Origin of the sequence: Roseixanthobacter finlandensis (assembly GCF_043195105.2) — a bacterium.
Taxonomy (GTDB): Bacteria; Pseudomonadota; Alphaproteobacteria; order Rhizobiales; family Xanthobacteraceae; genus NCEH01.
The window spans coordinates 3,548,092-3,565,796 of record NZ_CM195536.1 but is presented as its reverse complement, the minus strand read 5'-3'; the positions used below and the strand labels follow the sequence as shown (position 1 = coordinate 3,565,796).

At 66.7% G+C, this 17,705-nt stretch carries 17 protein-coding genes; 14 read left to right on the top strand and 3 right to left on the bottom strand.

What is annotated here, in order from left to right; all coding sequences use genetic code 11:
- Positions 1 to 52 precede the first annotated feature (52 nt).
- From V5G24_RS16875 to V5G24_RS16830, 10 genes are all read left to right on the top strand, one after another.
- A complete protein-coding gene (locus V5G24_RS16875) occupies positions 53 to 1,042 on the top strand; it encodes an AraC family transcriptional regulator (RefSeq protein ID WP_394082071.1) in 990 nt (329 codons plus the stop codon).
- A 180-nt stretch (positions 1,043 to 1,222) separates the two neighbouring features.
- Positions 1,223 to 3,049, top strand: coding sequence for an alkaline phosphatase (locus V5G24_RS16870; RefSeq protein ID WP_394080904.1), 1,827 nt, complete (start codon positions 1,223 to 1,225; stop codon positions 3,047 to 3,049).
- A gap of 113 nt (positions 3,050 to 3,162) precedes the next feature.
- Complete coding sequence (locus V5G24_RS16865; RefSeq protein WP_394080906.1) at positions 3,163 to 3,654, top strand: hypothetical protein; 492 nt, start codon at positions 3,163 to 3,165, stop codon at positions 3,652 to 3,654.
- 2 nt (positions 3,655 to 3,656) lie between these two features.
- Entirely contained in the window at positions 3,657 to 4,367 is a 711-nt protein-coding gene (locus V5G24_RS16860; RefSeq protein WP_394080908.1) for an ABC transporter ATP-binding protein, read from the top strand.
- The gene (locus tag V5G24_RS16855) at positions 4,364 to 5,611 is read left to right on the top strand and encodes an ABC transporter permease (protein ID WP_394080910.1); all 1,248 of its coding nucleotides are present in this window, start codon (positions 4,364 to 4,366) and stop codon (positions 5,609 to 5,611) included. The genes V5G24_RS16860 and V5G24_RS16855 overlap by 4 nt, the downstream gene beginning before the upstream one ends.
- Before the next feature lie 129 nt (positions 5,612 to 5,740).
- Positions 5,741 to 6,019, top strand: a complete 279-nt coding sequence (locus V5G24_RS16850) for a con-10 family general stress protein (protein ID WP_394080912.1) — start codon at positions 5,741 to 5,743, stop codon at positions 6,017 to 6,019.
- 283 nt (positions 6,020 to 6,302) lie between these two features.
- A complete protein-coding gene (locus tag V5G24_RS16845; RefSeq protein WP_394080914.1) occupies positions 6,303 to 7,412 on the top strand; it encodes an acyl-CoA dehydrogenase family protein in 1,110 nt (369 codons plus the stop codon).
- Entirely contained in the window at positions 7,409 to 8,209 is an 801-nt protein-coding gene (locus tag V5G24_RS16840; RefSeq protein ID WP_394080916.1) for an ABC transporter ATP-binding protein, read from the top strand. Before V5G24_RS16845 ends, V5G24_RS16840 begins: the two co-directional genes overlap by 4 nt.
- The gene (locus V5G24_RS16835) at positions 8,196 to 9,386 is read left to right on the top strand and encodes an ABC transporter substrate-binding protein (protein WP_394080918.1); all 1,191 of its coding nucleotides are present in this window, start codon (positions 8,196 to 8,198) and stop codon (positions 9,384 to 9,386) included. The genes V5G24_RS16840 and V5G24_RS16835 overlap by 14 nt, the downstream gene beginning before the upstream one ends.
- Before the next feature lie 254 nt (positions 9,387 to 9,640).
- A complete protein-coding gene (locus V5G24_RS16830; protein ID WP_394080920.1) occupies positions 9,641 to 10,480 on the top strand; it encodes an ABC transporter permease in 840 nt (279 codons plus the stop codon).
- 43 nt (positions 10,481 to 10,523) lie between these two features.
- Here V5G24_RS16830 and V5G24_RS16825 read toward each other — a convergent pair whose 3' ends face one another.
- Entirely contained in the window at positions 10,524 to 10,985 is a 462-nt protein-coding gene (locus tag V5G24_RS16825) for a VOC family protein (protein WP_394080922.1), read from the bottom strand.
- A gap of 176 nt (positions 10,986 to 11,161) precedes the next feature.
- Between V5G24_RS16825 and crtY the strand changes: the two genes are divergently transcribed.
- From crtY to V5G24_RS16805, 4 genes are all read left to right on the top strand, one after another.
- Positions 11,162 to 12,301 (top strand): lycopene beta-cyclase CrtY, encoded by a 1,140-nt coding sequence (gene crtY / locus V5G24_RS16820; RefSeq protein WP_394080924.1) that lies wholly within the window; start codon positions 11,162 to 11,164, stop codon positions 12,299 to 12,301.
- A 157-nt stretch (positions 12,302 to 12,458) separates the two neighbouring features.
- On the top strand, positions 12,459 to 14,012 hold the full coding sequence (locus V5G24_RS16815; RefSeq protein WP_394080926.1) for a phytoene desaturase: 1,554 nt from the start codon (positions 12,459 to 12,461) through the stop codon (positions 14,010 to 14,012).
- Positions 14,009 to 14,932, top strand: coding sequence for a phytoene/squalene synthase family protein (locus V5G24_RS16810; RefSeq protein ID WP_394080928.1), 924 nt, complete (start codon positions 14,009 to 14,011; stop codon positions 14,930 to 14,932). The genes V5G24_RS16815 and V5G24_RS16810 overlap by 4 nt, the downstream gene beginning before the upstream one ends.
- Positions 14,929 to 16,182 carry a glycosyltransferase gene (locus tag V5G24_RS16805; RefSeq protein ID WP_394080930.1) on the top strand — a complete coding sequence of 418 codons (1,254 nt, stop codon included), beginning with the start codon at positions 14,929 to 14,931 and terminating at the stop codon, positions 16,180 to 16,182. Before V5G24_RS16810 ends, V5G24_RS16805 begins: the two co-directional genes overlap by 4 nt.
- A 21-nt stretch (positions 16,183 to 16,203) precedes the next feature.
- On the opposite strand, the gene V5G24_RS16800 is transcribed toward V5G24_RS16805, so the two are convergent.
- Entirely contained in the window at positions 16,204 to 17,016 is an 813-nt protein-coding gene (locus V5G24_RS16800) for a fatty acid desaturase (RefSeq protein WP_394080932.1), read from the bottom strand.
- Positions 17,013 to 17,510, bottom strand: coding sequence for a sterol desaturase family protein (locus tag V5G24_RS16795; RefSeq protein WP_394041373.1), 498 nt, complete (start codon positions 17,508 to 17,510; stop codon positions 17,013 to 17,015). The genes V5G24_RS16800 and V5G24_RS16795 overlap by 4 nt, the downstream gene beginning before the upstream one ends.
- Between the last annotated feature and the right edge of the window lie 195 nt (positions 17,511 to 17,705).

Here is a 17,705-nt window from a genome sequence, read left to right as displayed (position 1 = left end):
AACGAGGGCGCCTGTGCCGGGGTCGGTTTCCGAAAATGACGCGGGCCGGCGGATGATCTCGCCGGGCTTTGTGGAGGATGCGCTGGCGTGCGTTCGGGCGCGGGGCCTGTCCGCCGCGCCGCTGCTCGCCGCCGCCGACTTGCCCGAAACGGTGCGCGAGCCGGTCTCCGCCGAGCAATATGGCGTGCTGTGGCGCGCGATCGCGCTGGCGCTGGACGATGAATTCCTCGGCCTCGGCCAGCGCCCCCTGCGGCCGGGCAGCTTCGCCTTGCTGTGCCAGTGCGTGCTGCATACCGGAACCCTGGAACGGGCCCTGCGGCGCACGCTGCGCTTCCTCAATGTGATGCTGGAGGAGCCGGCGGGAGAATTGGGCGTTCATGAGGGGCAGGCGCAGATCGTGCTGCGCGAGCACGGGCCGGCCCGCTCCGCCTTCGCCTATCGCACCTATTGGATCATCCTGCACGGCATCGCCTGCTGGCTGGTGGGGCGGCGGATTTCCTTGCGGCTGGTGGATTTCCGCTGCGGCGAGCCGGACCGTGGCGCGGAATATCGCCAGTTCTTCGGCGCCCCGGTCGCCTTCGGCCAAAGCGTCAGCCGGCTCGCCTTCGACGCGGAATTCCTGCGCCTCCCGGTGATCCGCGAGGAGAAGGCGCTGAAGGAGTTTCTCCAGCGCGCGCCGGCCAACATCCTGGTGCGCTATCGCCATGATGCCGGGCTCGCGGCCGGGGTGCGCCGCCGCCTGCGCGCTGTCGCGCCCGCCCTTTGGCCGCGCTTCGAGGACATGGCCCGGCAGATGCGGCTGCCCGCCTCCACCCTGCGCCGCCGCCTGCGGGAGGAGGGGCAGAGCTATCAGTCCATCAAGGACGAAATCCGCCGCGACAGCGCCATGGCCCTGCTCGCGGATGGGAGGCGCCCGGTGGCGGAGATCGCCGAGGCGCTGGGCTTTGCCGAGCCGAGCGCCTTTCACCGCGCGTTCCGCAAATGGACCGCGCTGAGCCCCGCCGCCTTCCGCAGAAGTCGGGCGGGCGGCGCTGGCTCTTGATCCGGCAGTATATTTCTCAATTCAGTGGTGCTGCGACATGTCGTGCAAGTGTTCGCGGCACATTCATCCGCGTGACATGCTGAAGCGCCAATAATCCGCCCGCCGGAAACGGCATCGGAATTCTGCGCCTGATACGAAGTATCATTCGTGCGCATCCACATGGCGGGGGCGATCCATCACATGAAACCGAATTGGCTTGCAATTCTTGCGCTGGCGGTCGCCCCGAGCGTCGCCGTGCTGCCCGCCGCCGCCTGGGCGCAGAGCGGCGAAACCCGTTACAAGGACGTCAGCAAGGACAACGCGCAGATCTATCCCATCGATCGCGCGGCGCTGCTCTCCGGCGGGGTGTTCGACTTCAAGGTCGAACTTCCCATGGTGACCAAGCTCGAGGACGTGAAAATTCTCGTCAATGGCGAGGATTACAAGAGCGTGTTCGGCAAGGCGCCGAGCTTCATCGAGAAGGAAAATGGCGACGGCGCCTCCTCGGTCGTCATCAAGGGCGTGTCCTTGAAAAACCCCGGAACCTATAAAGTGGAAGCCTCGGTGGGCGATTTCCGCGAGAGCGTGACCTGGGAGGTGTTCGGCACCCCCGCCACCGCCAAGGCGAAGAACGTCATCTTCCTGCTGGGCGACGGCATGGCCGTTTCCATGCGCACCGCCGCGCGGATCATGTCGCTGGGCAATACCCAGGGCAAGGCCAACGGCAAGCTGAACATGGACCATCTGCCGGTCATGGCCTTCATCGGCACCTCCTCGACAGATTCCATCGCCGCCGACAGCGCCAACACCATGTCCGCCTACATGACCGGCCAGAAGAGCGCGGTGAACGCGCTCGGCGTCTATGCCAGCCGCGCCAAGGGCTCGCTCGATCAGCCGCGCCAGGAAACCATCGCCGAGGTGATCCGCCGCAAGGCGCCGGGCAAGGCGATCGGCGTTGTCTCCAATGCCGAGATCGAGGATGCCACCCCGGCCGCCGTGGTCTCCCACACCCGCCGCCGCGCCGACAAGGCGGAAATCGTCGGCATGCTCTTCGATGTGAAGCCTGACGTCATCCTGGGTGGCGGCTCGGCCTATTTCCTGCCGAAGACCACGCCCGGTTCCAAGCGCAAGGACGATATCGACTATATCGCCAAGTTCCGTGACGCCGGCTACGGCTTCGTCTCCACCAAGGAAGAGCTGGCGGCCGCTGCCTCGGGCAACAATTCCGGCAAGCTGCTCGGCCTGTTCCATACCGGCAACATGGACGGCACGCTGGACCAGAAGTTCCTCAAGAAGGGCACCGTCGACAAATTCCCCAACCAGCCCGACGTGCCGGACATGATGCGCGCGGCACTGGACGTGCTGTCGAAGAATCCGGAAGGCTTCTTCCTGATGGTGGAAGGCGCCGAGATCGACAAGAACGAGCACCCGCTCGATTGGGAGCGCGCCGTGTTCGAGACCATCACCTTCGACAAGGCGGTGGGAATCGCGCGCGACTTCGCCAAGACCCATCCCGACACGCTCATCATCGTGACCGCCGACCACACCCACGGCGCCTCGCTGATCGGCACCATCGATGACGAAAAGCCCGGCACCGAAATGCGGGAGAAGGTCGGGACCTATCGCGACGCCGGCTTCCCCAATTATGAGGACAAGGACGGCGACGGATATCCGGACCGGGTCGATGTGTCCCGCCGCCTCGCCATCTTCGCCAATAATTTCCCGGACTATTACGAGACCTTCCGCCCGAAGCTCGACGGCCAGAACGTGCCGGCGGTGAAGAACGAGAAGGGCGAGTATGTGGCCAATGAAGGCTATAAGAACGTGCCCGGCGCCGTGCTGCGCATCGGCAATATTCCCAAGAGCGAAGACACCGCCGTCCATGCCGTGGACGATGTTGTGCTTCAGGCGCAGGGGCCGGGCTCGGAAAACATCCATGGCTACATGGAAAATACCGAGATCTTCCGCGTGATCGCGGAAGCCATGGCGCTCGGTGAAGCCCAGCAGCGCGCCGACGCCGCTAAATAGCGCGGGCACGGCGCCCAAGACCGCGGCCGCCCGCAGACGCGGCGCGCCCGCCGCTCCGGTCGAGGCCGGGAGGGATCCCCCTTCCGGCCTTCGGCATCGCAGGACGCATAGGCATGACCGAGCATATTTTGCCCCCCACGCTCGCAAGGCGCCGCCTGCTGCGGTTGCTCGCGGGCGCCGCGGGCTGCGTGGGTCTCAGCGGCGGAGTGCTCTTTGCCGGCGCGCGGGCGCTCGCAGGCGAGGTGCTGGATTTCGACGAGCTTTACGCCAAGATCACGGTGCTGGGGCTCGAATTCTCCGAAAAGGTGAAGCAGGCCAAGGGCAAGGTGGTGACCATGCGGGGCTATATGGCGCCGCCGCTGAAGGCCGAGGCGAAATTCTTCGTCCTCACCAAGATCCCCATGTCCATCTGCCCCTTCTGCTCGTCCGATTCCGACTGGCCGGACGATATCGTCGTGATCTATCTGCGCGACCGGCAGGCCTTCGTTCAGTATAACGCGCCGATCGAGGTTTCCGGCACGCTGGACGTCGGGTCCTGGATCGATCCCGAGACCGGGTTCGTCAGCCAGTTGCGCCTGAACGACGCGCGCTTCCGGCCGGTATGACCATGCCCGACCTTTCCTTGGAGGCGGTCCGCGTCTCCTTTCCCGGCCTTGCGGCACCCGCGCTGGACATTCCGGCCTTGCACGTTGCCGCGGGCACCCGCCTGGCGGTCACCGGACCCTCGGGCGCGGGGAAAACCACGCTGATCCATCTCATCGTCGGCCTCACCCGTCCCGACAGCGGCCGCATCGCATGGGGCGAGACTGATCTCGCCAGCCTCGGCGAGGGCCGGCGGGACCGTTTCCGCGCCGCCCATGTGGGCCTGGTCATGCAGAATTTTCATTTGTTCGCGGGCCTCAGCGCTTTGGACAACGTGCTTCTGCCGGCCCGCTTCTGGAGCCTGCGGCTGGATCCGGAGCTGAAGGCGCGCGCGCTCGCTTTGCTGGAGCGGGTTGGCGTGCGCCGGCCCCGTCAGAAGGTGGAAACGCTGTCGCGCGGGGAAATGCAGCGGGTGGCGGTGGCACGGGCGGTGCTCATGCGCCCCGACGTGCTGGTGGCGGACGAGCCCACGGCCAGCCTCGATGCCGAAGCGGGAGATGCGGTGGCGGGCCTGCTCTGCGCGCTGGCGCAGGAGCAGCAGGCGACCTTGATCGTGGTGACGCACGATGCCCGCCTGGTGGCGCGCATGGCGCGACACCTCACCTTGGTGGACGGCCGCATCGTCGCCGACGAGCCCGTGGTTCGCGCGGATGGTCCGGCGGAGGCGGCGGAATGATCCCGCTCGGTTTCCTCCTCGCCGATCTGCGTCGCTTGTGGCTGGGCGCGCTCGCCATCGTGCTGCTGATCGCGCTCGCCACCGCCTTGGGCATCGCCGTGCAATTGCAGGAGCGCGCGCTCCGCCTCGGTTCGGCGCGCGCCGCCGACCGGTTCGACATCGTGGTCGGCGCGGCGGGCAGCGAGACGCAGCTGGTTCTGTCTTCCGTGTTCCTGCAAGCCGCACCCTTGCCGCTCATGGACGGGAGCGTGCTGAAGGCGCTCGCCGAGGATCCGCGCGTCGCTTATGCAGCTCCGGTCGGGTTCGGCGACAGTTTCGAGGGCCTGCCCATCGTCGGCACCATCGCCGCCTTCGCGCGGGAAGCCGGCGGCGGAGCCCTAAGCGAGGGGCGGGTGTTCGACGCGCTGGACGAGGCGGTGGTCGGCGCGCGCGTGCCGTTGGCGCTCGGCGGCATCATAAAGCCCATGCACGGCCTGCCGGGGGAGGGCGGGCACACCCATTCGGAAATCGCCTACCGGGTGGTGGGCCGCATGGGGCCGACCGGCACGCCATGGGATCGCGCGATCCTGGTGCCCATCGAGGCGGTCTGGCGCCTGCACGGCATGGGCGATGCGCATGCCTGGCCGCGCCGCGTGGAGGGAGAAGGGGAGCACGCCCATGGCCTTGAGGGCGGTTCTGACCATCTCGGTTCACCTTGGCCGCAGGCGACGCCCGGGGTGCCGGCGGTGATCGTGAAGGCGCGGACCATTGCCGATGCCTATCGGCTGCGCGCGCAATATCGCAAGCCGCCGACGCTCGCCGTCTTTCCCGCCGAAGTGCTGGTACGACTTTACGGAACCCTCGGGGACGCGCGGCTGCTGCTAGGCGGCATCGCGCTCGGCGCGCAGGCGCTGGTGATCGTCGCGGTGATGTTGGTCAGCGCGGTCCATCTTGCGCAACGGCGCGCGCAGATCGCGGCACTGCGAGCGCTCGGCGCGCCACGGCGGGCCATTTTCGCCCTGGTCTGGAGCGAGGTTATGGCCCTGGTGGGCGTGGGGGCGATGCTCGGGGCAGGACTCGGCTTCCTTGTCGCGCGGATGGTGGCGGCCCAGCTCACGCGGCAGAGCGGAATCGTTCTGCCGGTTGCGTTTGCGCCCGAGGATCTGGCGTTCCTCGCCCTGATGCTGGGGGTCGCGGCCCTCGCCGCCATGGTGCCGGCCGTGATGGCCTATCGCCAGCCGGCGACCATTGGCCTTTCCGCCTGAACTGGGCGGGTCGCTTTTGCGGCCGGGATGGGAGCGTTTGGGCCGGAGCGAACTTTAGCCGGGAACAGCCGTCCTGGTGAGGCGTTGAAATCCGGGGGCTGAAAATTGGCATAGCAACAGGAGAGAACCATGGCCAACGATATGCGTGGCGGTTCGGGAAACTTCGCCAATGATCCTCAAAAGGCTTCGGAAGCAGGCAAGAAGGGCGGGCAGAACAGTCCCGGCAACTTCGCCAATGATCCGCAGCGCGCGGCCGAAGCCGGACATAAGGGCGGCGAGCACCGCCAGCAGAGCCAGTCCGGCGGCGGCTCTGACGGTCGCCAGCAGGGCGATCATCAACGCGGCGGCAATTTCGCCGATGATCCCAAGCGCGCGTCCGAGACTGGACACAAGGGTGGTCAGCGCTGACCCGGATTTGAACTAGACATGGAACCCGCCCCAAGAGGGCGGGTTTTTTTATTTTCTCGCGCATTTTCAATCGGTTTTGAAAAAGAGTTAATGTTTCGTTTAAAACACATTTAGTGACGTGCAATACGCAACAATCCAGTCATCTTGCGTGATATCGACTTCCGGCATATCCCTGTCGTACCGCGCGTGCCGATCTCCTATGGTGCGATGGGCCTTCGCGGGCCGCCCCGCCTCCGGCATGATGGGGCGCGGACAGCTTGAACGAAGCGAGAAGATTTCTGCCATGTCATACGGTACAGCCACGCATGCAGCCTCTTTCTTGTCCTGGCTGGATGCAGCGGCCGAGGATCTGGACACGGGATATGCCGACGAGGCGCTGCTGCTTCCAGCCCTTGCCGTCTCGGGCGTCGCCGGCGCGGGGGTACCGCAGGCTCTGGGTGGCGGCGGCGGATCGGTGGTGGACGGCGTGCGCGCCATTGCCGAGGTTTCGGCCCGTTCGCTGGCCGCCGGATTCGTGCTCTGGGGCCATCGCACCTATATCGAATATCTGCTCCAGAGCCCCAACGCGGCCCTGCGCGAACGGCTGATTGGCCCGCTGCTGGCTGGCGAGGTGGCGGGTGCCACCGGTCTTTCCAATGCCATGAAGTTCCTCGCCGGCCTGGAGGGCCTCCAGGTGAGCGCCCGCAAGGCTGGCGCGGGTCTTTTGCTTGACGGCAAGCTGCCCTGGGTCACGAACCTGCGGCCAGAGGGATTTCACGTCGCCGCCGCCGTCGCCTCCGAAGAGGGCGGCGCGCCGTTCGTCGCCAGCCTTTGCGCGGATGCGGCAGGGCTGGAGCGCTCGGCCGATCTCGATCTGATCGCGCTGCGCGGTACAAATACCGCCGCCGTGACGCTGTCGAACGTGGCTATCACCGAGGCGGACATCCTTCATCCCGACGCCCGCGCCTGGCTGCCGCGGGTGCGCCCCGCTTTTCTCGGACTGCAGATCGGCATGTCCATCGGCCTTGCGCGGCGGGCGCTGAAGGAGGCTGGCGGCCATATCGCCGATGCCGGCCGCCACGTTCTGAGCGGGTCCATCGCCGAGCTCTCCGCCGCCGTCGACGCCCAGGAGAACGCCCTGTTCGAGGGGCTCGCCAGCGGCACTTTCGCGGACACGGCCGCGCCCTTGTTCAAGATCCGCATCGCCCTGGCGGAACTGGCCAATGCCGCGGTTGGACTGGAATTGCAGGCCAGCGGCGGGCGGGCCTATCTCGCCGCGTCGGGGCGCGACTTTGCCCGACGCTGGCGCGAGGCCGCCTTCCTGCCAGTCATCACGCCGAGCCTCGTGCAGCTCAAGGCGGCGCTGGCCGATCACGCTGCGCAGGCCACGCCGGGGAGCGGGCAGGCGGTATGAGCACGCTCGCGCCCGTCCTCCAGGCACGCGGTATTGTCCTGCGCTATCCCGGCGCCGCGCAGAACGTGCTGTCCGGCTTCGATCTCGCGCTCGCGCCCGGCGAGGTGGTGACCATTCTCGGCCCGAGCGGGGTCGGCAAATCCAGCCTTCTGCGCGTGTTGGGCGGGCTCCAGGCGCCGACGTCCGGTACCGTGCTGATGGACGGGGCGCCCCTGCGTGGCGTGCATCCGCGCGTTGCCGTGGCGTTCCAGGACCCGAGCCTGCTGCCCTGGCTGACGCTGGAAAAGAACGTCGCCTTCGGCCTCGACTTCAAGCACCAGCCGCACTTATCCCGTGCCGAGCGGGAGGCGCGGGTCAACGACGCCATCGCCGAGGTGGGACTTTCCCATGCCCGGCGCCAGCATCCCGCCGCGCTCTCCGGCGGCATGGCGCAGCGCGCGGCCCTCGCCCGCTGCCTCGCCCGCAGGCCCAAGGTGCTGCTGCTCGACGAGCCGTTCGGCGCGCTCGACGAGGTGACCCGCGCCGAGATGCAGACCTTGCTTCTGAAGGTGGTGGCGGATACCGGCACCGCCGCCGTGCTCATCACCCACGACATCGACGAGGCCCTGTTGCTCTCCGATCGCATCGTGCTGCTCGGCGGCGCACCGGCGCGGCAGATCGGCCAATGGACGATTGCCCTGCCGTTCCCCCGCGACGATGCGGTGGAGGAACTCGGCACTTTGCGCATCGAAATCCTCACGACCCTCCGCAACGCGGTTCGCCGCCAGAATTCGGACGTCAGCCATGCCCACGCATGATTTCTTCTCCCGTCGCGACATCATGAAGCTCTCGGCGCTGCTCACCGCCTCGGGCGCGCTGCCGCTGCTGAACGCCTATCAGGCCCGCGCCCAGGAGCCGGACGCCCCGGTGCGCATCGGCTACCTGCCCATCACCGACGCCACGCCGCTGCTGGTGGCGCACGCGAACGGCTATTTCGAAGCCGAAGGCATTAAGGCGGAAAAGCCGGTGCTGTTGCGCTCCTGGGCGCAGATCGTGGAGGCCTTCATCTCCGGCCAGGTCAACGTGGTGCACCTGCTCTCGCCCATCACCGTGTGGGCGCGCTTCGGCTCCAAGGCGCCGGCCAAGGTGGTGGCGTGGAACCACATGGCCGGCTCCGGCCTCACCGTGCTGCCCGAGATCAATTCCGTGAAGGAGCTCGGCGGCAAGACGGTGGCGATCCCGTTCTGGTATTCGATCCACAATGTGGTGCTCCAGGCCCTGCTGAAGGAAAACGGGCTTACCCCGGTTCGCAAGCGCACCGGTACGCCCGCCGCCAATGAGGTGAATCTCGTCATCATGGCGCCGTCCGACATGGTGCCTGCGCTCGCCACCAAGCAGGTGGCCGGCTATATCGTCGCCGAGCCGTTCAATGCGGCGGCGGAATTGCAGGGCATCGGCAAGGTGCTGCGCTTCACCGGCGACGTGTGGAAGGACCATGCCTGCTGCGTGGTGTTCATGCATGAGCGCGACCTGACCGAGCGGCCCGAATGGTCGCAGAAGGTGGTGAACGCCATGGTGAAGGCGCAGGTGTGGACCCGCGAGCACCGGGCCGAGACCGCCTTCCTGCTCTCCAAGGACGGGCCGAACAAATATACGCCCCACACCCAGGCCGTGCTGAACAAGGTGCTCGCCCCCGCGCCGGAGGATGTGGCGGCCTATGTGGCATCGGGGGCCATCCGACATCCCGACTGGCGCGAGAATCGCATCGATTTCCAGCCCTATCCCTATGCCAGCTACACGGAAGAGCTGGTGCGGCGCCTGAAGGGCACGCTGATCGAAGGCGACCATGCCTTCCTCGATACGCTGGATCCCGCCTTCGCGGCCAAGGACCTAGTGGACGACCGGTTCGTGAAGAAGGCGGTGCTGGCCGCCGGCGGGCTGAAGGCCTTCGGTGTGCCCGACAGCTTTGAGCGCCAGGAAGTGATCGTGGTTTGATCCCCCTCTCCCCGTCGGGGAGAGGGCTGGGGTGAGGGGGGCGTGAGTGGTCTCACCCCTCACCCGCCCGCTGCGCGGTCGACCTCTCCCCGTGGGGGAGAGGTGGGGCGGGGTGGCGAACTTGCCGGCCGATGCCCTGATTGGGTGAGGAGCAAAAGTTCCCCCTCTCCCCGTCGGGGAGAGGGCTGGGGTGAGGGGCGCGAGCGGGGTGTTGAAACCTTCGTCGATGATTTTTCCTAGGGTATAAGCCGAGCATGACGCACCAGCAGACCACACCAACCGTTGCGCTTGGGCCTGCCGCCGCGGTCGTGTCTACATCCGGTCGAGCCACGGTCGGGCGCGCGTTCGCGGTGCGGCTGGCACTCGGCCTCGGCGGGTTGGCGCTGGTGTTCATCCTGTGGTGGATCGGCACCGACGTGCTGGCGCAGAAGGGCTCGTTCCTGGCCCGCTTCTCGCCGCTCACCGCCGTGCCGGCGCTGTTCGACCTGCTGCTGCATTCCGATTTGCCGCTGCACGTGGTGATGAGCTTGCAACGCATCTTCGTCGGCCTCGGCTTTGCCCTGCTGATCGGCGTGCCGCTGGGGTTGGCGGTGGGCAGTTTCCAGGTGGTGGAGGCGGCGACCAGCCCGGCGTTCCAATTCCTGCGCATGATCTCGCCGCTATCCTGGATGCCGATCGCGGTGATGGTGTTCGGGGTGGGCGACAAGCCGATCTATTTCCTGCTCACCTTCGCCGCCGTGTGGCCGATCCTGCTGAGCACTGCCGCGGGCGTGCGCGCGCTTGATCCGCGCTGGCTTCAGCTTTCGCGCAGCCTTGCCGCGACGCCACTGGAGACCTTGTGGCGGGTGGTGGTGCCGGGCGTGCTCGGCCATGTGCTGACCGGGGTGCGGCTTGCCATCGGCATTTTGTGGATCGTGCTTGTGCCGTGCGAGATGCTCGGGGTTTCGGCCGGGCTCGGCTATTTCATCCTCGATACGCGCGACCGGCTCGCCTATTCCGAACTGATGGCGACCGTGCTGCTGATCGGCATCCTCGGCTTCGCCCTCGATAGCCTCGCGCGGTCGCTCTATAGGATCTGGGCGCCGGGAGGCTGAGGCCGTCGCGCCCAGTTCGGCGGGATGAGCACGGCTGAGGGCGCTATTTCGCTTTGCCCTCGGTTTTCTTCTCGCTCTTCTTTTTCGACTTCTTCGCTTTTTCGGCGGTCTTCTCGCCGTATTTCATCCCCTCTAGCTTCATGCCGTCGGGGTCGAGGAAGAAGACGGCGTAATAATCCTCGTAATATTCGCTCGCGGGATCGACGATTTCCACCTTCTCCTGCTTCAGGAAGGCTTGGAGATCATCCACATCCTGGCGGCTGCGCAGTTCGAACGCATAATGGTGGAAGCCCACGTCGCCGATGCGATATTTGTGCTTTCGGCCTTCTTCATCGCACGGCCCGATCCAATAGCGGGTCTTGCCGTTGGTCCAGCCGATCATGTCGCCATAATCGCCCAGCACCTCGAAGCCGAGAAATGCGAACAGGCGGCCGTAGAAGGCCTTCGATTTTTCGTAATCGCTGACGCGGACCACCAGATGGTCGATGCCCACAACCTGAACCATGGCCGCTCTCCTGCCTGCCCCGAGAACCAATGTATGGCGGGCCGCCGGGTTCCGGAATGACCGGGGTCAATCTGTCGGGGCACCGCGCTTCGTTGCGTTCGGCGCGTGCGGTCTTGTATCCGCCACGCGGGCGTGAGAGCCATGGTCCGGTGCAAGACGCGGGAGATAGGCCGGCGATGGATATGGTGCTGGTGGGCGGCGGGCTCGCCAATGTGCTGCTCGCCCTGCGGCTGAAGCAGGCGCGGCCGGATCTGGAGCTGGCCGTATTGGAGGCGGGACCGGACATTGGCGGCAATCACACCTGGTCGTTCCACCCGTCCGACGTGACGCCCGCGCAGCTGGATTTTCTCGATCCCATGATCATTGCGCGCTGGCAGGGGCATAGCGTGCGCTTTCCCGCGCGACGCCGGGTGCTTGAGGGCGGCTATGCCTCCATCGCCTCCCACCGCCTGGCCGAAGTGGCGCGGGAGAGACTTGGTCCGGCCTTGCGCACGAATACGCGGGTCGTCGAACTCCATGCCGACCGCGTGGTGCTGGAGGGCGGCGAGACGATCGCCGCCCTCACGGTGGTGGACGGGCGCGGGCCGGGCGAAAGTCCGGGCCTGATGCTCGGCTATCAGAAGTTTCTCGGCCTGGAAGTGCGGCTCGCCGCGCCGCACGGGCTGAGCGGGCCGGTGATCATGGATGCCACCGTATCCCAGCTCGACGGCTATCGCTTCGTCTATCTGCTGCCCTTCACCGCCGATACGGTGCTGATCGAGGACACCTATTATGCCGATGGGCCGGCGCTCGACGGCGGCGCGCTGCGCGCGCGCATCCTGGCTTATGCGCGCGCCCAGGGATGGCAGGTGGAAGAGGTTTTGCGCGCGGAGGAGGGCGTCCTTCCCATCGCGCTCGGCGGCGATCTTGAGGCCTTCTGGCGTGCGGGGCCGGCAGGGGTGGTGCGCTCCGGCCTGCGCGCGGCCCTGTTTCACCCCACCACCGGCTATTCGCTGCCGGATGCCATGGCGCTTGCGGACCTCGTCGCCGGCAGCCGCGACCTGTCGGGGGCGGCGCTGGCGGATCTGGTCAAGCGGCACGCGCTCGCCACGTGGGACCGGCGCGGCTTCTTTCGCCTGCTCAACCGCATGCTGTTCCGCGCCGCCGCACCCGACCAGCGCTACACCATTCTTCAGCGTTTCTATGGCCTTCCGGAACCCCTCATCGCGCGTTTTTATGCCGGGCGCCCGAGGCTGGCGGACAAGGCCCGCATCCTCACCGGGCGCCCGCCCGTGCCCATAGGCGCGGCGCTGCGCTGCCTGCCGGAACGCGCCTGATCGGGCGGCGCGCGGCGGCGGGACCTTGTGACGCTGCCGCTCGCCGAAATGTCATCCCCCAAGGGGCAATATGCATTTACCAACAAGATGCTGTATCGCAGCAGCCGGAATGCCGGCCGAATGAGATCGGCGACGTGAAACACGGGTCCCGCATGCCATGATGCTGACGAAGACGCACCCCAACGGCCACCGTAAGGCAGCGGTGATCGGCTCCGGCTTCGGCGGCCTCTCGCTGGCGATCCGTCTTCAGGCGGCGGGCTTCGACGTCACGGTCTATGAGAAGCGCGACAAGCCCGGCGGCCGCGCCTACGTCTACGAGGACCAGGGCTTTACCTTCGATGGCGGGCCGACCGTTATCACCGACCCGAGCGCACTCGAGGAGCTGTTCGCGATCGCGGGACGCAAGCTCTCCGACTATGTGGAGCTGATCTCCATCTCGCCCTTCTACCGCCTGCTGTGGAACGACGGCACCCAGTTCGACTATGTGAACGACCAGGAAGGGCTCGACCGGCAGATCGCCGCCCGCTCACCCGTGGACGTGGAGGGCTACCGGCGCTTCCTCGCCTATTCCAAGGCGGTGTTTGAAGAGGGCTACATCAAGCTCGGCGCCGTGCCCTTCCTCTCGTTCAAGGACATGATCCGCGCCGCGCCCCAGCTCATGCGGCTTGAGGCGTGGAAGAGCGTCTATGCCATGGTGGCGCGCTTCATCAAGGACGAGCACCTGCGCGAGGCGTTCTCGTTCCATTCGCTGCTGGTGGGCGGCAATCCGTTCGCCACCTCCTCGATCTATGCGCTGATCCATGCGCTGGAGCGCAAATGGGGCGTTTTCTTCCCGCGCGGCGGCACCGGCGCGCTGGTGGGCGGCCTGGTGCGCCTGTTCGAGGATCTCGGCGGCACGGTGAAGCTCTCCGCGCCGGTGGACGAAATCGTGGTGGAGAATGGCCGCGCCACCGGCGTGCGCATGGCCGACGGCAGCGTGACGAAATTCGACCTCGTCGCCTCCAATGCGGACGTGGTGCACACCTATGCCAAGCTGCTGCGCAATACCCCGCGCGGCAAGGCCGAGGGCAAGCGGCTTGGCAAGATGCGCCATTCCATGTCGCTGTTCGTGATCTATTTCGGCACGAAGCGCACCTATGACCATCTCCAGCATCACACCGTGCTGTTCGGGCCGCGCTATCGCGAACTGATCGACGAGATTTTCGCCGGCCCCGCGTTGCCGGAGGATTTCTCGCTTTATCTGCACGCCCCCACCGTCACCGATCCGAGCCTCGCGCCGGAGGGCTGCACCGGCTTCTATGTGCTCTCTCCCGTGCCCCATCTCGGCAAGGCGGATATCGACTGGGATGTGGAAGGGCCGAAATATCGCGACCGCATCCTCGATTATCTGGAAGCCCGCCTGCTGCCGGGACTGAAGGCGGATCTGGTGACGAGCCGCATCCTCACCCCCTTCGGTTTTCGCGACGAGTTGAACGCGCACATGGGTTCTGCCTTCTCGGTGGAACCGTTGTTGACGCAATCGGCCTGGTTCCGGCCGCACAATCGCGACGACAAGATCCCCAATCTCTACATCGTCGGCGCCGGAACCCATCCGGGGGCGGGGGTGCCGGGCGTGGTCGGCTCGGCCAAGGCTACAGCCGGCCTGATCATCGCCGACTTTCCCGCCATCGCCGTGGAACGGACCGGTTCCGCGAAGGAGGGCCGGGCGTGAGCGAGGTTCTCACCGCGAGCGAAGCGGCCATCGCCAAGGGCTCGAAGAGCTTCGCGGCGGCGGCCAAGCTGTTCGATCCGCGCACCCGGGCGGACGCCGTGATGCTTTACGCCTGGTGCCGCCATTGCGACGATGTGGTGGACGGGCAGGAGCTGGGCCACGGCCGGGTCGCTCCGAGCGAGAGCGCACAGGCGCGCCTGGACGGGCTCTATGAAGAGACCCACCGCGCCTATCGCGGCCTGCCGAGCGCGCATCCCGCCTTCGCCGCCTTCGCCGAGGTGATCCGCCGCAACGATATTCCCGAGCGCTATCCCCTCGATTTGCTGGAGGGCTTCCGCATGGATGTGGAGGACCGCAAATATGAGACGATCGAGGACACGCTCTCCTATTGCTACCATGTGGCGGGCGTGGTCGGCGTGATGATGGCGCTGATCATGGGCGCACGCGACGACGAGGTGCTCCACCGGGCCTGCGATCTCGGCCTCGCCTTCCAGCTCACCAATATTTCCCGCGATGTGGTGGAGGATGCCGGCATCGGCCGGGTCTATCTGCCGGCCGACTGGCTGCGCGCCGGCGGCGTGGAGCCGGGCGAAGTCGCCTTGCCTGAGAACCGGCAGAAGGTGGCGGACGTGGTGGCGCGGCTGCTGGATCTCGCCGAGCCTTATTATGAGTCCGCCCTGATCGGCGTGCGGGCGCTGCCGTTCCGCTCGGCCTGCGCGATCACGACCGCACGGGCGGTATATCGCGCCATCGGCACCAAGGTGCGCGCGGCAGGTCCTTATGCCTGGGATGAGCGGCGCTCCACCACCAAGGGCGAGAAAATCGGCTTTGCCGCTGCGGGCGCGGTGCAGGCGGCGTTCTCGCGCCTCGCCTCCGCCGAGGTTTCCCGCCCGAAGACGCTGTGGACCCGCCCGGCATGACCTCCCTGCATTTCGCCGTCGTCGCCCCGCCGCTCTCCGGGCATTTCAACCCGCTGATGGCGCTGTCGCGCGATCTGGTGGCGCGTGGCCATCGCGTCACATTCTTCCATATGGCGGATGCGGCGGAGATGGTGCGCGGCGCGCCGGTCGGGTTCCGCGCCGTGGGGCTTTCCAGCCATCCCGCAGGCGCGCTGAAGGCCCATCTTCACAAGCTCGCCAATCCCACCGGGCCGCTCGGCCTCCTGGCCGTGATCCGCGACACGGCTGAAATCACCGACATGCTTTGCCGCGACCTTCCGGACGCGTTTCGCGCCGAGCGCATAGATGCGGTGATCGCCGATCAGACGGAGGCCGCCGGCGCCCTGGTGGCGCGGCATCTCAAGCTGCCGTTCGTCTCGACCGCCACCGCGCTGCCGCTCAATCGCGAGATTGGCGTTCCGCCGCCATTCGTGGACTGGCCGTACGATCCCACCGAGAAGGGCCGCTGGTGGAACGAGGGCGGCTGGCGCGTCACCGATTTCCTCATGAAGCCCATGGCCAAGGTGGTGGCGCGGCACGCCAAAGCCTTCGGACTGGATCCGCTGGCGGACCAGGGCTTTTCGCCCCTCCTGCAAGCGGCGCAATGCGTGGCGGGGCTGGATTTCCCGCGCAGCGAACTGCCGGCCGCGTTCCATTATTGTGGCCCGTTCCGCACGCCGGAAGCCGAGGCGACGCTCGATTTCGACGTGCATGGCGACGGGCGCCCGCTGGTGTTCTGCTCGCTCGGCACCTTGCAGGGCGCGCGGGCGGATCTGTTCCAGGCGGTGGCGCGGGCGGCGCAGAAGCTGAACGTGCGGCTTGTGCTCGCCCATGGCGGGCTCTTGAGCGAAGAGGCGGCGCGGGCGCTGCCGGGCGATCCCGTCGTGCGGGCCTTCGTGCCGCAGCGCCAGGTGCTCGCCCATTGCAAAGCGGCGGTGATCCATGCCGGCTTTAACACGGTGATGGATGCGCTGAGCCTGGGCGTGCCCCTGGTGGCCATGCCCATCGCGTTCGAGCAGCCGGGCATCTCCGCGCGCCTGCTCTATAGCGGCGTCGCGCGCATTTTCCCGGCGAAGAAGGCATCGGCGCGGCGGGTGGAAGAGGCGCTCGGCCTCGTGCTGTCCGACCCCGCCTATGCCATCGCCGCACGGCGCATCCAAAGCGAGATCACCGCCAGCGGCGGGGTGAGCGAGGCGGCGGAGCTGATCGTGTCGGCGGTGGGCCGGAGATAGGGAGAGCGCCGGGCGAAACGCTCAGCCGCGTCCCGCTGTATTCTCCCGCCGATATTTCGGCAGCCGCCACCACGGCACGTAGGGCGCCTCATGGTGCTCGTGGTGATAGCCGAAATGGAAGCAGGTCAGCAGCGACAGCGCATAGCCGAATTCATTGCTGCGGGCATTGTGGGTGTCGGCGAAGCCCGGCTCGCCGTGGCGATGCGGCAGATAGGTGCCGAAATAGAACAATTGCAGCGCCGAGAGCAGTGCCGGCAGCGCCCAGAACAGCAGCACGTTCACAACCGGCGCGCCGATGATCAGGATATAGACCGCCAGCACCACGGTGAGGATGGCGAATTCGCGCCAGCCGAAATAGGTGCGCATGAAGCGCGCGAACCAGGGCCAGAAATGGTCGGGATGGTCGGCGTCGAAATCGGGATCGTCTGGCGTGCCGGAATGCCGGTGGTGGTCATGGTGCTTCGGCAGGAGGCGATCATAGCTGAAGGCCGCATAGAGGCCGAGCGCGATCCGCCCCACCCAGAGGTTGATCTTCGGCCGGAACGGCGCCAGCGAACCGTGCATGCAATCGTGCGCGATGATGAACAGGCCCACGTCAAGCCAGGTCTGGAGCGCGATCACCACCGGCGCGGCGAAGATGTCCGGCGGCGCGAGGCGCAGGAAAAACACCCCGAAGATGTGCCCGGCCAGCCAGCCGCCCATGACCAGCGCGGCGAGGCCAAGGCCGATGGCGCCCTGGCGGGCATAGGCGCGCTTCATCTCCACCGCCGCCGCGCTGGGCGCGCGCGGACGGCGTGATTTTTCGCCCGCCTGCCCCGAACGCGCGAGACTCACGAACGGGTGTCCAGGTTTTTGAGCGAACCGCCATGGGTTTCGCGCAATTGGTCGCGCAGCTTCTGCACCGGCTGGGCATAGAGGAAGCCGAAGGAAACGCAGCCCTCCTTGCCGTCCACCGCATGGTGCAGCCGATGCGCCTGCACGAGGCGCTTGAGATAGCCGTTGCGCGGCACATAGCGGAACGGCCAGCGCTGGTGGGTCAGTCCGTCATGCACGAAGAAATACAGGAAGCCGTAGACCGTCATGCCCACGCCCACCCAATAGAGTGGGCCGAACCCGTTCGATCCATAGATGATCAGGCCGATGGCGAGCAAAGCGAACACGACGGCATAGAGGTCATTGCGCTCGAACACATCCTCGTGCGGCTCGTGGTGGGAGCGATGCCAGCCCCAGCCCCAGCCGTGCATGATGTATTTGTGCGCCGCCCAGGCGACACCTTCCATGATGGCGACGGTGACGAGGACGATCAGCGTATTCAAGGCAATGGTCATGGTTCAAACTCAGGTTCAGGACGCCCGCCCCGGATGCTGGAGGCCGGTTTCCGGCTCCAGCAGGATTCCGGAACTGCGGGCGCAAAAAATGCCCCATGCATGCGAGCAAAATGCGGACCCGCGTGCCTTGTTCTGCCTCAAGGTTCACTCTCAAGCCCGGCCTTTGGGCTCGCCTTGCCGCGCGGCCGCCGCGCA

What these genes read in the sequence shown, in the direction of transcription:
- V5G24_RS16875 (WP_394082071.1), top strand. Translation starts at nt 53, where the DNA reads ATGATCTCGCCGGGCTTTGTGGAGGATGCGCTGGCGTGCGTTCGGGCG.
- V5G24_RS16870 (WP_394080904.1), top strand. Translation starts at nt 1,223, where the DNA reads ATGAAACCGAATTGGCTTGCAATTCTTGCGCTGGCGGTCGCCCCGAGC.
- V5G24_RS16865 (WP_394080906.1), top strand. Translation starts at nt 3,163, where the DNA reads ATGACCGAGCATATTTTGCCCCCCACGCTCGCAAGGCGCCGCCTGCTG.
- V5G24_RS16860 (WP_394080908.1), top strand. Translation starts at nt 3,657, where the DNA reads ATGCCCGACCTTTCCTTGGAGGCGGTCCGCGTCTCCTTTCCCGGCCTT.
- V5G24_RS16855 (WP_394080910.1), top strand. Translation starts at nt 4,364, where the DNA reads ATGATCCCGCTCGGTTTCCTCCTCGCCGATCTGCGTCGCTTGTGGCTG.
- V5G24_RS16850 (WP_394080912.1), top strand. Translation starts at nt 5,741, where the DNA reads ATGGCCAACGATATGCGTGGCGGTTCGGGAAACTTCGCCAATGATCCT.
- V5G24_RS16845 (WP_394080914.1), top strand. Translation starts at nt 6,303, where the DNA reads ATGTCATACGGTACAGCCACGCATGCAGCCTCTTTCTTGTCCTGGCTG.
- V5G24_RS16840 (WP_394080916.1), top strand. Translation starts at nt 7,409, where the DNA reads ATGAGCACGCTCGCGCCCGTCCTCCAGGCACGCGGTATTGTCCTGCGC.
- V5G24_RS16835 (WP_394080918.1), top strand. Translation starts at nt 8,196, where the DNA reads ATGCCCACGCATGATTTCTTCTCCCGTCGCGACATCATGAAGCTCTCG.
- V5G24_RS16830 (WP_394080920.1), top strand. Translation starts at nt 9,641, where the DNA reads ATGACGCACCAGCAGACCACACCAACCGTTGCGCTTGGGCCTGCCGCC.
- V5G24_RS16825 (WP_394080922.1), bottom strand. Translation starts at nt 10,985, where the DNA reads ATGGTTCAGGTTGTGGGCATCGACCATCTGGTGGTCCGCGTCAGCGAT.
- crtY (WP_394080924.1), top strand. Translation starts at nt 11,162, where the DNA reads ATGGATATGGTGCTGGTGGGCGGCGGGCTCGCCAATGTGCTGCTCGCC.
- V5G24_RS16815 (WP_394080926.1), top strand. Translation starts at nt 12,459, where the DNA reads ATGATGCTGACGAAGACGCACCCCAACGGCCACCGTAAGGCAGCGGTG.
- V5G24_RS16805 (WP_394080930.1), top strand. Translation starts at nt 14,929, where the DNA reads ATGACCTCCCTGCATTTCGCCGTCGTCGCCCCGCCGCTCTCCGGGCAT.
- V5G24_RS16795 (WP_394041373.1), bottom strand. Translation starts at nt 17,510, where the DNA reads ATGACCATTGCCTTGAATACGCTGATCGTCCTCGTCACCGTCGCCATC.